11 protein-coding genes and 1 other annotated feature are annotated in these 12,154 nt (G+C 56.4%); of the genes, 5 read left to right on the top strand and 6 right to left on the bottom strand.

Annotation, left to right across the window (positions count from 1 at the left end; all coding sequences use genetic code 11):
- Positions 1-29 precede the first annotated feature (29 nt).
- From PT964_RS17485 to leuC, 4 genes are all read right to left on the bottom strand, one after another.
- A complete protein-coding gene (locus PT964_RS17485; RefSeq protein ID WP_274364661.1) occupies positions 30-1,454 on the bottom strand; it encodes an N-acetylmuramoyl-L-alanine amidase in 1,425 nt (474 codons plus the stop codon).
- Positions 1,455-1,667: 213 nt separating this feature from the next.
- A complete protein-coding gene (locus tag PT964_RS17480) occupies positions 1,668-2,588 on the bottom strand; it encodes a YitT family protein (RefSeq protein WP_274364660.1) in 921 nt (306 codons plus the stop codon).
- Between the two features lie 140 nt (positions 2,589-2,728).
- A complete protein-coding gene (gene leuD, locus PT964_RS17475; RefSeq protein WP_274364659.1) occupies positions 2,729-3,319 on the bottom strand; it encodes a 3-isopropylmalate dehydratase small subunit in 591 nt (196 codons plus the stop codon).
- A 15-nt stretch (positions 3,320-3,334) separates the two neighbouring features.
- Complete coding sequence (gene leuC / locus PT964_RS17470) at positions 3,335-4,759, bottom strand: 3-isopropylmalate dehydratase large subunit (RefSeq protein ID WP_274364658.1); 1,425 nt, start codon at positions 4,757-4,759, stop codon at positions 3,335-3,337.
- A 124-nt stretch (positions 4,760-4,883) separates the two neighbouring features.
- On the opposite strand from leuC, the gene PT964_RS17465 reads away from it, so the two are divergent.
- The gene (locus PT964_RS17465; protein ID WP_274364657.1) at positions 4,884-5,783 is read left to right on the top strand and encodes a LysR family transcriptional regulator; all 900 of its coding nucleotides are present in this window, start codon (positions 4,884-4,886) and stop codon (positions 5,781-5,783) included.
- Positions 5,784-5,856: 73 nt separating this feature from the next.
- Positions 5,857-6,210, top strand: a complete 354-nt coding sequence (locus PT964_RS17460) for a hypothetical protein (RefSeq protein ID WP_274364656.1) — start codon at positions 5,857-5,859, stop codon at positions 6,208-6,210.
- Here the strand turns inward: PT964_RS17460 and PT964_RS17455 are convergent.
- Positions 6,207-6,995 (bottom strand): carbon-nitrogen family hydrolase, encoded by a 789-nt coding sequence (locus PT964_RS17455; protein ID WP_274364655.1) that lies wholly within the window; start codon positions 6,993-6,995, stop codon positions 6,207-6,209. The genes PT964_RS17460 and PT964_RS17455 overlap by 4 nt on opposite strands.
- A 167-nt stretch (positions 6,996-7,162) precedes the next feature.
- Between PT964_RS17455 and PT964_RS17450 the strand changes: the two genes are divergently transcribed.
- From PT964_RS17450 to argS, 3 genes are all read left to right on the top strand, one after another.
- Positions 7,163-8,374 carry a pyridoxal phosphate-dependent aminotransferase gene (locus PT964_RS17450; protein ID WP_274364654.1) on the top strand — a complete coding sequence of 404 codons (1,212 nt, stop codon included), beginning with the start codon at positions 7,163-7,165 and terminating at the stop codon, positions 8,372-8,374.
- Between the two features lie 59 nt (positions 8,375-8,433).
- On the top strand, positions 8,434-9,177 hold the full coding sequence (locus PT964_RS17445) for an HAD family hydrolase (RefSeq protein WP_274364653.1): 744 nt from the start codon (positions 8,434-8,436) through the stop codon (positions 9,175-9,177).
- Between the two features lie 33 nt (positions 9,178-9,210).
- Positions 9,211-9,450 (top strand) — a binding site (T-box leader).
- A 45-nt stretch (positions 9,451-9,495) separates the two neighbouring features.
- The gene (gene argS / locus PT964_RS17440) at positions 9,496-11,325 is read left to right on the top strand and encodes an arginine--tRNA ligase (protein ID WP_274364652.1); all 1,830 of its coding nucleotides are present in this window, start codon (positions 9,496-9,498) and stop codon (positions 11,323-11,325) included.
- A 257-nt stretch (positions 11,326-11,582) separates the two neighbouring features.
- On the opposite strand, the gene PT964_RS17435 is transcribed toward argS, so the two are convergent.
- On the bottom strand, positions 11,583-11,744 hold the full coding sequence (locus PT964_RS17435; RefSeq protein ID WP_274364651.1) for a hypothetical protein: 162 nt from the start codon (positions 11,742-11,744) through the stop codon (positions 11,583-11,585).
- Positions 11,745-12,154: the final 410 nt, after the last annotated feature.

Genomic DNA, 12,154 nt, shown 5'->3' with positions numbered 1-12,154 from the left:
CTTCTCCTCTCCATCTCTCGAAAGAATTGTTACTGAATACCGTTGTATTCCTTGATCGACTTGACAATAGCCGCCGCAATTTTGTCTTGAACCTTGTCGTCGTACAGCTTCGCTTCGTCTTCGAGATTCGTCAGGAAGCCCAGCTCCAGCAATACGGAAGGCATTGTCGTGTCTTTAATGACGAGATAATTGTTTCGCTTTACTTTCCGGTCTGTGGAACCTACCGCCTCGACTATATTTTTGTGAATCGTTGCGGCGAAGGCGGCGCTGTCTTCTTTCCAGTAGTAGGTCTCAGTGCCTTTCGCCGTCGGTGCGGCCGTGTTTGCGTGGATCGATACGTACAGGCTGATGCCGCTGCGGTTTGCCAGTTCGGCGCGCTGCGCCGGAGACGTGTACACGTCACCCGAACGGGTGAGCACCGGTTCGATCAGCGGCTCCTTCTCCAACAGAGCGGCGACCTTCAGCGCAATCGGCAGCGTAACGTCTTTCTCGTATTTGCCGGATGCCGATATCGCACCCGGATCGCTGCCGCCGTGTCCCGCGTCGATCATGACCCGGATCCGTTTCTCGCCGAAGCGGATGGACGCGGTGTTGCCGTCCGGAGAAAGCTCAAGCCGATAAGAAGCGTTCTGCTTCATATCAAACACGATTCTGACGGTTTCCGGCTCGACGCTGAATAAGGAGTACCGCACCCCGGAAAGGTACGCATGGTTCGGATCGACCGCCACGGATCCCGTCGCTTTGCCGTCGCTCTGCCGATCGATGGTCGTTCCCGGGAGATCGACGACGATCCGGCTCGGATTTTTCAATTCAAAGACGACCGGCTTCAAAGCGCCTGTCGCTTCCAAGTTGACCGCATCGCCTTCAAGTATTACGTTCATTAAAGTCGGCAGCGCATCCGATACGGTGACGGACGTTCCCGGATCGGGTTTGGAGGGATTGCCGCCCGAAGTCCCTGCCCCTGTCGAAGGGGCGGACGAGCCCCCGCCGGAAGCCGTGTTCACCGGCTTCACCTCGGAAGCGGAAACGGTCTTGATCGGCGTTACGGAAGCCGCGCTCGACTGCTGAAACACCAGCAAGGAGCCGGTAAGCCGGTCGTCGATCCACTTCGCTCCGAGCGGCTCGGCGATCGACGCAAGCGGTATATGAACACGGTCGCCGATTAAGACGGCGTCGTTCTTGGCCAGACGAAGCTTCTTATTTCCCGCTTCAATTATGTATTCGCCGTTCGAATCGGCACTTACTTTCGCCCCTAGAGCGGCCGCCGCATCGGCGGATACAAAAGCTTCGCCCTGGATGCTGGAGGCCTGCAGCTGCGTCTTATTCCCGTCAACGTAAACGATCAACGGCTCCGGCTTGGATGCCGCCGCCGCCGTTCCCGGCGCAGCCGCTACCGCTCCCGCAATGAGGGCGGAGCCGAACAACGCCGCCGCTATCTTCCATCCGTGTTTCATAGTACCCTCCCAATCTAGCAACACTATAATTCTACCAAAATTATCAATGAAAGAACACAAAAACGTACAAATCGACAGCTTGCGCAATATGTTAGACGCGATAGATTAGCAAAAGTTGCTAGATTCGGTCGATTTTCCGGACAAAAAAAGAGCTTTCCCAAGCCGCAGCCGCGGCAAAGGAAAAGCTCTTCCCGAAAATGGTTTATGCGGATATTAGTGAATATCTTTCTTCTTAAACCGTCCGCCTTTTACATCGTGAATATTTCCAACGGCGAGGAACGCCACCGGATCCAGCTCCTCGACGATTGTTTTCAGCTTCGCTTCTTCCAAACGGGTGATGACGCAAAAAATAACCTTCTTGTCATCGCCGGTGTACGCCCCTTCGCCGCTTAAATACGTCACGCCGCGGCCAAGGCGCTGAATAATCGCATCCCCGAGCAATTTGTGGTTATCGCTAATAATCCATACCGATTTGGACTCGTCAAAACCGAGCAGCGTAATGTCAATCACCTTATACGCTATGTAATAAGCGATTAACGAATACATAGCGCGGTCCCAACCGAACACGAACCCTGCGCTTGACAGAATGAACAAGTTGAAAAACATGACGATTTCTCCGACGGAGAAAGGCGTCTTCTTATTGAACAATATGGCTACGATTTCCGTACCGTCCAAAGAACCTCCGTATCGGATGACAATCCCGACGCCCATGCCGAGAATGATGCCGCCGAACACGGTGGCTAACAGCAAATCGTCCGTAAAGCCAGGGATCGGGTGAAGCAGCCCCGTACCGACGGACATGACCGTTACGCCTAGAAGCGTACTGATTGCGAACGTTTTGCCGATTTGCTTATAACCGAGAAATAAGAACGGCAAATTGAGCAGGAACAGGAATATGCCGATCGGCCATCCGGATAAATACGATGAGATGATGGAGATACCGACGATGCCGCCGTCGATAATGTTGTTGGGGACCAGGAACAATTCAAGACCCACGGATACTAACGAAGCTCCGATAAAAATGGAAATGGCTCGTCTGAAAATTTCGAGGGCTGTTCCTTTGCGGTGCTGTTGTGTGAACGACAATGCGCTTCCGGCATCGCTGGCTGTTAATTGGTCGTCGGCCACAGTCATTCCTCCCTTTTGAATAAGTTTTTTAGTTTTATTGTATCGAAAAATAGCTCGCAGCGAAACCGGCAGCTGTCGAAAACGCTCCGTTATACGCAAAAAACGCCCGGAAAGCTTCAATGCTTCCGGGCGTTCCCGATATGAATTTATCCGATCCGAGACGCCTCGTAAGCGGAGATTTTGTCCTCGTGCTGCAGCGTCAAGCCGATATCGTCAAGCCCTTGCAGCAGAAACTGTCTGCGGTGCTCGTCAAGCTCGAATGCGATCGACAGCCCGTAATCGTCGCTGATCGTCTTGCTCTCCAGATCGACGGTCAGCTGATAGCCCTCATGCTTCTCCGTGCGCTGGAACAGCTCTTCGACCTGCTCCTCCGAAAGCTTGATCGGGAGAATCCCGTTCTTAAAGCAGTTGTTGTAAAAAATGTCGGCGAACGACGGGGCGATTACCGCTTGGAAGCCGTAATCCTGAATCGCCCACGGCGCGTGCTCACGGGAGGAGCCGCAGCCGAAGTTGGCGCGGGAGATGAGAACCGACGCCCCTTTGTAGCGAGGCTGGTTCAGCGAAAAGCTCGGAATTTCGTTTCCTTGCTCGTCGAATCTCCACTCGAAGAACAAAAATTGCCCGAATCCCGTACGCTCGATGCGCTTCAAAAATTGCTTCGGAATAATCGCGTCCGTATCGACGTTCACGCGGTCGACAGGCGCAACGATGCCCGTATGCTTCGTAAATGCTTGCATGTGTTTGCCCCTCCCTTAGCCGACCTTGGCTTCCGATTTGAATTCCCAGTTGCGGACGTCGACGAATTTGCCTGCAATCGCCGCAGCGGCAGCCATCTCCGGCGACACCAGATGCGTGCGTCCGCCGCGTCCTTGACGTCCTTCGAAGTTGCGGTTCGAGGTCGATGCGCATCTTTCGCCCGGGTTCAGCACGTCCGGGTTCATCGCAAGGCACATGCTGCAGCCCGCGTCGCGCCATTCAAAGCCCGCTTCGGTGAAAATTTTGTCCAAGCCTTCCTTCTCCGCTTGAAGTTTAACCCGCCCGGAGCCCGGAACGACGATCGCCGTCACGTTCGGGTTCACTTTGTATCCTTTCGCTACGGCAGCCGCCGCGCGCAAATCTTCGATCCGGCCGTTCGTGCAGGAACCGATAAAGACGTAATCGATCGCGATTTCGGTCATCGGCGTTCCCGGCGTCAGTCCCATATATTCGATCGCTTTCTCCGCCGCTTTGCGCTCGTTCTCCGTCGGCAGATCCGCCGGATTCGGAACCTTCGCGAGGACGTCCGTGCCCATGCCCGGGCTCGTGCCCCAAGTGACCTGCGGAATGAGCGAGGATGCGTCGAATTCGACGACCGTATCGTAAGCCGCGCCTTCGTCCGTCGTCAGCGCCTTCCAGCGCTCCACCGCTTGCTCGAACGCTTCGCCTTGCGGCACGTGCTCTCTGCCGCGCAAATATTCGAACGTCGTCTCATCCGGAGCGATCATGCCTGCGCGCGCACCCGCTTCGATCGACATGTTGCACACCGTCATGCGGCCTTCCATCGACAGCGAACGGATCGCTTCGCCCGTATATTCGATAACGTAGCCCGTTGCGAAATCGGTGCCGTATTTCGCGATAATGCCGAGAATTAAATCTTTCGCCGTCGTGCCGACCGGCAGCTTGCCGTTCACGCGGACCTCCATCGTCTTCGGCTTCGCTTGCTGGAGACATTGCGTCGCCAGAACGTGTTCCACTTCGGACGTTCCGATCCCGAACGCGAGAGCGCCGAATGCGCCGTGGGTCGACGTGTGAGAGTCGCCGCAAACGATCGTCTTGCCCGGGTGCGTAAGCCCGAGCTCCGGACCCATGACGTGAACGACGCCTTGATCGATCGTGTTTAAATCGTACAGCGTAATGCCGAATTCATTGGCGTTCTTCGTAAGCGTGTCGACCTGCTGCTTGGAGATCGGGTCCTTAATGTTGAACCGGTCCTTCGTCGGCACGTTGTGGTCCATCGTCGCGAACGTCAAGTCCGGTCTGCGCACCTTGCGGCCCGCCATCCGAAGCCCGTCGAACGCCTGAGGGCTCGTAACCTCGTGAACCAAATGCAAATCGATATAAATGATGCTAGGCTTACCTTCTTCTTGATGAATGACGTGCTGATCCCAAATTTTTTCGAACATTGTGCGTTTCGCCATTCTTCATCACCTTTCTCCGCTAAGTTTTCTTCTGCCACTAATACTATCATTTCTTTCTTCATTGATCCAAGATATAATAACTATAAGTTTAATAGTTAAAAACAATAAGGAGCGTCTTTTCAATATGGAATTTCGCCAATTGCAATATGCGGTGCAAATCGCCGCCGAAAAAAACTTTTCCCGCGCCGCGGAAAAGCTGCACATCGCCCAGCCTTCGCTAAGCCAGCAGCTGGCCAAGCTCGAACGCGAGCTCGGCGTCCAGCTGTTTCACCGGACGACGAATTCGGTCGAGCTGACTTACGAAGGCGCAACGTTCGTCCAGCGGGCGCAGCGCATCCTGGACCTCGCAGAGCAGCTTAAGAACGAGATGCACGACATCGCCCAGCTTCAACAAGGAAAAATCGTCGTCGGCACGCTCCCGATTACCGGGTCGCACATATTGCCGCTCGTACTGCCGGAATTCGCAAAGCGGCACCCGGGGCTTGAGGTTTCCCTCGTGGAAGATACGAGCGCAAACCTGGAGCGGTTCACCTCCGAGGGCGTCGTCGATTTTTCGCTGCTTTCGCTGCCGATTCAAGAGCCGACGCTCGAGCACCGCCCGTTTATTACCGAGCGAATCGCGCTCGCCGTGCCGCACCAGCATGCGCTCGCGCGCTCGGAACAACCGGTTCGCGTAAGCGAGCTTGCTTCGGAGCAATTTATCGTGCTGAAGAAGGGTCAAGGCTTCCGCCAAATTACGTTCGACATTTGCGAGCAGGCCGGCTTCGTCCCGTCGATCGTGTTCGAAAGCAGCAACATTGAAACCGTCCAGGCGCTCGTCGCCGCAGGCATGGGGATCGCGTTCATTCCGAACATGATCGCCGAAGCGAAGAAAGGACGGAACGTCCCCGTCTACAAAACGCTGATCGAGCCGACGCCCACGAGAACGCTCGTCGTCGCGCAGCGCCGCGGACGGTACTTGTCCAAAGCGGCGGAAGCGTTCATCGATACGCTGCTCGAGGTCACTTCCAAAGCTCGGGTCTAAGGCGCCATCCCTCCGCATACACTTCTACCAAAGTCTTGTCCATATTTAGTAGGAAGAAGCGGAGGAGAAGCACGTGACGACGATGGCCACCAAGGTGCTGATTCGCGAGACGCTGCTGGAGGAGCTGCAGGTTACCCCTGTCATTCTCCACAAAGCGGAACGGTTATATTACGATGCGCTCTCGCGCGTAGCGGAGCTGAAGGAGAAGCTGACGGCGCTGGAATGCGAGCTGTACGCCTCGGGAACCGTAACCGGCAAAAACGAAGCGGCCCGGCTCGCGGAGCTGTGGCCGCACACCGGACCGCTGCACGCGGAAATTCGCCAAGCGGAGAACGCCGCAGACCGATTGAAATCCGAGGTTTACTATCTTCGCCGCAAGCTCGAAAGCGTTCAGCTCATGGCGAAGCTGCTTGCGGGCGACGCTTAGCGGTACATCTCCGGGCGCCGGTCCTCAAAGACGGGAATCGTCCGCCGTACGCGGTCCGTTTCCGAGAGCTGGAGCTCGGCGGTTAGGATCGTCTCCTCCTCGCCGCCTTCAACGATGATTTCGCCCCACGGATCGATCACCATCGAATGCCCGAAAAATTCGGTCCCGCGGCTCGTCCCGACCCGGTTGCAGGCGACGACGTACATTTGGTTCTCGATCGCGCGGGCCATAAGCAGCGTGCGCCAGTGGTGGAGCCGCGGGTGCGGCCACTCGGCCGGCACGAACAGCACCTTCGCTCCGCCGAGCGCCAAGGAGCGCGACAACTCGGGAAAGCGGATGTCGTAGCAAATCATCATCCCGGCCGGAGTGCCCTCCAGCTCGAAGGAGCCCGCCCTCTCCCCTGCGGCCAAATATTTCTCTTCCTCCATCAGCCGGAACAAATGAAGCTTCGAATAATCGGAGACGACGCGGCCCTCGCGGTCGAACACATAGATCGTATTGGCGACCTTGCCGTCCTCCCTTACATCCGCCACCGAACCGGCAACAATGTTGACCCGGTGCTTGCGCGCGAATTCGGAGAACGCCGCCTTCGTCGCTTCCCCTCCGCGGTCCGCGATCTTCTCAATTACCTCCAGGGCATAGCCCGTATTCCACATCTCCGGAAGGATGATGCAATCCGGCTTCGGTTCGCCGCTTACCGCTTGCTCCATAAGCTCCAGCGCGCGGCTGCGATTCGCCTCCGGCTCCCCGATCTTTATATCCATCTGCACTAAACTTACGCGCATCGTTATCATCACAATCCTTCCCCGGCTGTTTCATTCTTTCATCATACCCCTCGGCACCGTTAAGTCAAGACACGGCTCTGAAGCCGTGCGCTTCTATACATGAAGGTTCATTTTTGCTAAAGTGAATTTATTCATAAAATGACACATGGCACGGAGTGACAGCTTTCATGAACCAACCTTCCAACCAAGAGACCAGCATGAGAAAAATCGACGTTCAACCGGCTGACCGGATGCAGCATCTGCCAAAACAGTTTTTTGCGGGACTTGTCCAAAAAGTGGGGGCACGGATCGCCGCGGGACACGACGTCATCAATTTAGGACAAGGCAATCCGGATTTGCCGACGCCCCCGCATATCGTCAAGGCGCTTCAGGAAAGCGCCGAACGGCCCGAATTTCACAAATACCCCCCGTTCTCGGGCTTCCGCTTCTTGAAAGAAGCGGTCGCCGAAAGGTACAAACTCGATTACGGCGTAACGCTTGACCCGGAGACGCAAGTGGCGGTTTTATTCGGCGGCAAGACGGGTCTCGTGGAAATCAGCCAAATTATGCTGAACCCCGGCGACGTCTGTCTCGTTCCGGACCCGGGATACCCGGATTATTGGTCGGGCGTGGCGCTCGCCGGCGCCGGAATGGCGTTCATGCCGCTTACGGAGCAGAACGGATTTTTGCCGGATTACAGCGCGCTGTCTGCGGACGACGTGAACAAGGCGAAGCTGATGTTCTTCAACTATCCGAACAACCCGACTGCCGCGACCGCTCCCTTGTCCTTCTACAAGGATACTGTGGAATTTGCGGCGAAGCACAATATTTTGGCCGTGAGCGACCTCGCGTACGGCGCCATCGGGTTCGACGGGCAGCGTCCCGCTTCGTTCCTTCAGACGCCGGGGGCGACGGATGTCGGTATTGAAATATACACCATGTCAAAAACTTATAATATGGCCGGTTGGCGCGTCGCCTTCGCGCTCGGCAACGCCGAGGTGATCCGGCTGATCAATTTGATGCAGGACCATTACTATGTCAGCTTGTTCGGCGCGGTGCAGTACGCCTCCGCCGCGGCGCTGACGGGGCCGCAGGATTGCGTCCGCGATTTGGTTGCCGTGTACGAGCGCCGGCGCAACGCGTTGTTCGAAGGGCTTGAAGCGATCGGATGGGAAGCGCGCAAGCCGTCGGGCTCTTTCTTCTGCTGGCTTCCGGTTCCGAAGGGGACGACGTCCGCCGAGTTTGCGGACACGCTGCTGGAGAGAGCGAATGTAATGGTGGCGCCGGGCTTCGGATTCGGGGAGCACGGCGAAGGCTTCGTGCGCGTCGGGCTGCTTAGCGGCGAAGAACGGCTGCGCGAAGCGGCCGCACGGATCGGTGCGCTCGGACTGTTCAAATAATCGTTTGATAAGATAAAGAGACATGAATAAAGAGAAACCATCGGCAGGAGTGGACCCTTTTGACGGATACATGGAACGTGCTGTTTGATTTGGACGATACGCTCATTCATTGCAATAAATATTTCGACATCGTCATCGACAAGTTCGCCGACCATATGGAACAATGGTTTTCGGAATTCGGGCTTACGCGGGAGACGATTAAGAAGAAGCAGACCGAAATCGATTTGGCGGGCATCGACTTGCACGGCTTTAAAGTGGAGCGGTTTCCGGAATCGTTCGCCGAGACGTACGATTATTATTGCAAGGAGTTTGCCCGGCCTTCGGATTTGAAGGAAAGGCTGCTGGCGCTTGAAATCGGGTACTCGGTGTACGAAAGCGAGTTCGAGCTTTACCCCGATGTCGTCGAGACGCTGACGAAGCTGCAAGAGGCGGGGCACACGCTGTCTTTGTACACGGGCGGCGACGAGCGGGTGCAGCGCAAGAAGGTGGAAAAAGTGAATTTGTCCCCTTTTTTCGAAGATCGGATCTTTGTGGCTACTCATAAAAACAGCGAAGCGCTCGCGAATGTGCTTCGGCGGACGAACGCCGATAAAGCCGTTACGTGGATGGTCGGCAATTCGCTTCGGACGGATATCGTGCCCGCCATCGAGAACGGGATCGGCGCCGTCTACATTCCCCCGCTGTCCAATTGGGCGTATGACTTGGTCGAAATCGATGTGAAAGAGGACGACAGGCTTTTTCGGGCGGATTCGATTACGCGTGTGCCGTCCATCATTGCACATTATTATTTACAAGGGAAGTAAAGTTTTGTATAATTGTTTGAAATATTCTGACAATTAAATTCTTTGATCGGGACAGTACCCTGAACATGCGAAAGTACAAGCGAGGCCGGGACGGTGGGAGCCGGCACAGAAGCGTCAGGCGAAGCGCACCCGGGAGAACGTTTGCCGAAGCGCGGGTTGAAGGCGTAGGCAAATGCGGCTTCCCTGCCGTTATCGGGGTGAAAGCGGCTGCGGCGCATCTTCGCTTCGCAGCACAAAGAGTGGTACCGCGGGAACAATGCTCTCGTCTCTTATGGAGACGGGGGCTTTTTTTATTCTAATGAAAGGTGTGACTGGACGATGTTTCTTGCGTTAGCGGCGGACGTTTTGGCTCCGCATATCGGCCTTACCTCCCAGGAAACCGAACGGCTGCTGGAAATACCTCCGGATGCTTCATGGGGCGACGCCGCCCTTCCTTGCTTTCAATTGGCGCGGCAGCAGAAGCGGTCTCCTGCCGACATCGCGGCCGGGCTCGCCGCTTCGATTCAAGATCGGCGCATACGGTGCTCGGCGGCAGGACCTTATTTGAACGTATCGTTCGTTCGGGAGGGGGTTGCAGGGGAATGGCTCGGGGTGCTTTCGGCGCCTGCCTTCTATACGCCCTTGATCGGCGGCGGCGAGCGGGTCGCGATCGACATGTCCTCCCCCAACATTGCCAAGCCGTTCGGGATCGGTCACCTTCGCTCTACCGTTATCGGCAATGCGCTTAATAATATATTGAGCGAAGTCGGGTACGAAGTGCTGCGGATCAACCATCTGGGCGATTGGGGGACGCAATTCGGCAAGCAAATCGCGGCGTATTGCCGCTGGGGGGACGAGGAAGCGCTGCGGAAGGCGCCGATTGACGAATCGCTGAAGCTGTACGTGCGGTTTCATAAAGAAGCCGAGCACAACCCGGAGCTGGAGGAGGAAGGCCGCTATTGGTTTGCGAAGCTGGAAGCCGGCGATGCCGAAGCTCGCGCGCTGTGGGAGTTTTTCGTGACGGAAAGCAAAAAGGAGTTTCGCCGCATCTATGATCGGCTCGGCGTTTCGTTCGAATATGAGCTGGGGGAAAGCTTCTACAACGACAAAATGGTCGGCGTAATCGAACGTCTGCGGTCGCTCGGCTTGCTGGAAGAGAGCGACGGCGCGCTAGTGGTGCGGCTTGAGGAGGAAGGGCTGCCTCCTTGCCTCATTGTGAAATCGGACGGAACTTCGATATATGCGACCCGGGACTTGGCGACAGCCATTTACCGTGCGGAGTCGCTCGGCGCGGAGCGGCTGCTGTACGTGGTCGGCGCCGAGCAGTCGCTGCACTTTCGGCAAGTGTTCGCCGTGCTGCGCCGCATGGGGTTCGCGTGGGCGGAACGCTGCGAGCATGTGCCGTTCGGGCTAATGCGGTTTGAAGGGAAAAAGATGTCTACCCGCAAAGGCAGCGTCGTATTTCTGGACGATGTACTGGATGAAGCGGTGCAGCGGGCTGCGGATGTGATCCGGGAAAGAAGCTCGGCACTTGCGGAGCGGGAAGCGGTTGCCGAAGCGATCGGCGTCGGCGCGGTGCTGTTCGGGGATTTGAAGAACGACCGGCTCGGCTCGATCGATTTTTCGCTCGATGAAGCGCTGCGGTTCGAAGGCGATACCGGGCCTTACGTTCAATATACGAACGCCCGCATACAGTCGTTGATTGGGAAAGCGGCGGATATTGCCGGGGCGGAGCCGGGTGTTGGTTCGGGTGATGGTTCGGGTGTTGTTGAAGGTGCATGTGCTGACTCCGGTACGGTTTCGGGCTCTGTTGAGGGTGCGAGTTCTGATTCCGGTGCGGTTTCGGGCTCTGTTGTGGGTGCGAGTTCTGATTCCGGTGCGGCCCCGGATTACAGCGCGATTTGCGGCGATGCCGCCTGGGCGCTGCTTAAGGAACTCGTGATGTATCCTTCCGTGCTGGCTCGTGCCGCTGAGCTTCGGGAGCCTTCGCTGCTCGCCAAACATTTGCTTGATGTCGCCAAGGCGTTCAACCGGTTTTACCATGCGGAGCGTGTACTGGCGGGAACGGCCGCCGAGCGGTCAGCCAAGCTGCTGCTTTGCGAACGGACGGGATTCGTCCTGCAGCGCGGCCTCGCACTGCTTGGAATTAAGGCGCCGCCGCGCATGTAAGCAGCGAAATCGTACAACCGGAGTGCATCCGGCCGGTTAACAACAATTGCTGGCACTTATATGCGGACGCATCCTCATTCGAGTAATAACGCAGTAAAGCGCGCTGCTGCCTTTCGACTTGTATTTTTAACAGAGGCGCTGCCACTGCTGTTGTGAAAGTTACGGTTCTTGTTGCGTCTGTCGCTTCATTTGCTTTAGTGGCTATTGCGTTTGCTGTCGATTGCACGGTTAAAGTTTTGGACTCCGCGGCAGCCGGCTCACCTGTGGCGGATTGCGCTCGAGTTGTTTTCGGTTTGCAATCGTTCCGTAGGCGCGAAATCCGCTCCGGCCGATTCGTTCACCGCCACCCATGGCATTCGCTCCGTACCTCCGAGCATGAAGCAGATCAGCGCCATTAGCAGAATCGTTCCGTAGGACATTTTGTACACATCCTTCACCTCACTTATAGCAGACGACACAAAAAGGCGGGATGTTGCATGTTTACAAATGGCCCCTCGGGTGATATAGTGTATTGAAATATCGGAATCGAACAAACGTGATGACGGGACTAGTAAGCATTGGACACTGGCGTGCAGAGAGCGGATTCGAAAGCTGGAAGAATTCGCCGCCATTCCGGGCCGAACCCACCCCCGAGCGGCCGGCGACGAGCCGGACAGGAGCCCTCCCTTTACGAGGGAATGAGCGGGACGGCCGTATTATGGGTCCGTCAACGAAGGTGGTACCGCGGAAGCAGCAGCTTTCGTCCTTGTTATGAGGACGAAAGCTTTTTTATTTGCGGTGTATAAGCGGGATCGCACCAACTTTTTGTGCTAACTCGCGGCTTCGCCGG

Source organism: Paenibacillus thermotolerans (assembly GCF_028745515.1).
Taxonomy (GTDB): domain Bacteria; phylum Bacillota; class Bacilli; order Paenibacillales; family YIM-B00363; genus Paenibacillus_AE; species Paenibacillus_AE thermotolerans.
The sequence above is the reverse complement of the archived record's forward strand: the minus strand, read 5'-3'. Positions and strand labels throughout refer to the sequence as shown.

Coding starts and splice junctions, on each gene's coding strand:
- PT964_RS17485 (WP_274364661.1), bottom strand. CDS start 1,454: ATGAAACACGGATGGAAGATAGCGGCGGCGTTGTTCGGCTCCGCCCTC.
- argS (WP_274364652.1), top strand. CDS start 9,496: ATGTTTCTTGCGTTAGCGGCGGACGTTTTGGCTCCGCATATCGGCCTT.
- PT964_RS17455 (WP_274364655.1), bottom strand. CDS start 6,995: ATGCGCGTAAGTTTAGTGCAGATGGATATAAAGATCGGGGAGCCGGAG.
- PT964_RS17465 (WP_274364657.1), top strand. CDS start 4,884: ATGGAATTTCGCCAATTGCAATATGCGGTGCAAATCGCCGCCGAAAAA.
- leuC (WP_274364658.1), bottom strand. CDS start 4,759: ATGGCGAAACGCACAATGTTCGAAAAAATTTGGGATCAGCACGTCATT.
- leuD (WP_274364659.1), bottom strand. CDS start 3,319: ATGCAAGCATTTACGAAGCATACGGGCATCGTTGCGCCTGTCGACCGC.
- PT964_RS17480 (WP_274364660.1), bottom strand. CDS start 2,588: ATGACTGTGGCCGACGACCAATTAACAGCCAGCGATGCCGGAAGCGCA.
- PT964_RS17435 (WP_274364651.1), bottom strand. CDS start 11,744: ATGTCCTACGGAACGATTCTGCTAATGGCGCTGATCTGCTTCATGCTC.
- PT964_RS17450 (WP_274364654.1), top strand. CDS start 7,163: ATGAACCAACCTTCCAACCAAGAGACCAGCATGAGAAAAATCGACGTT.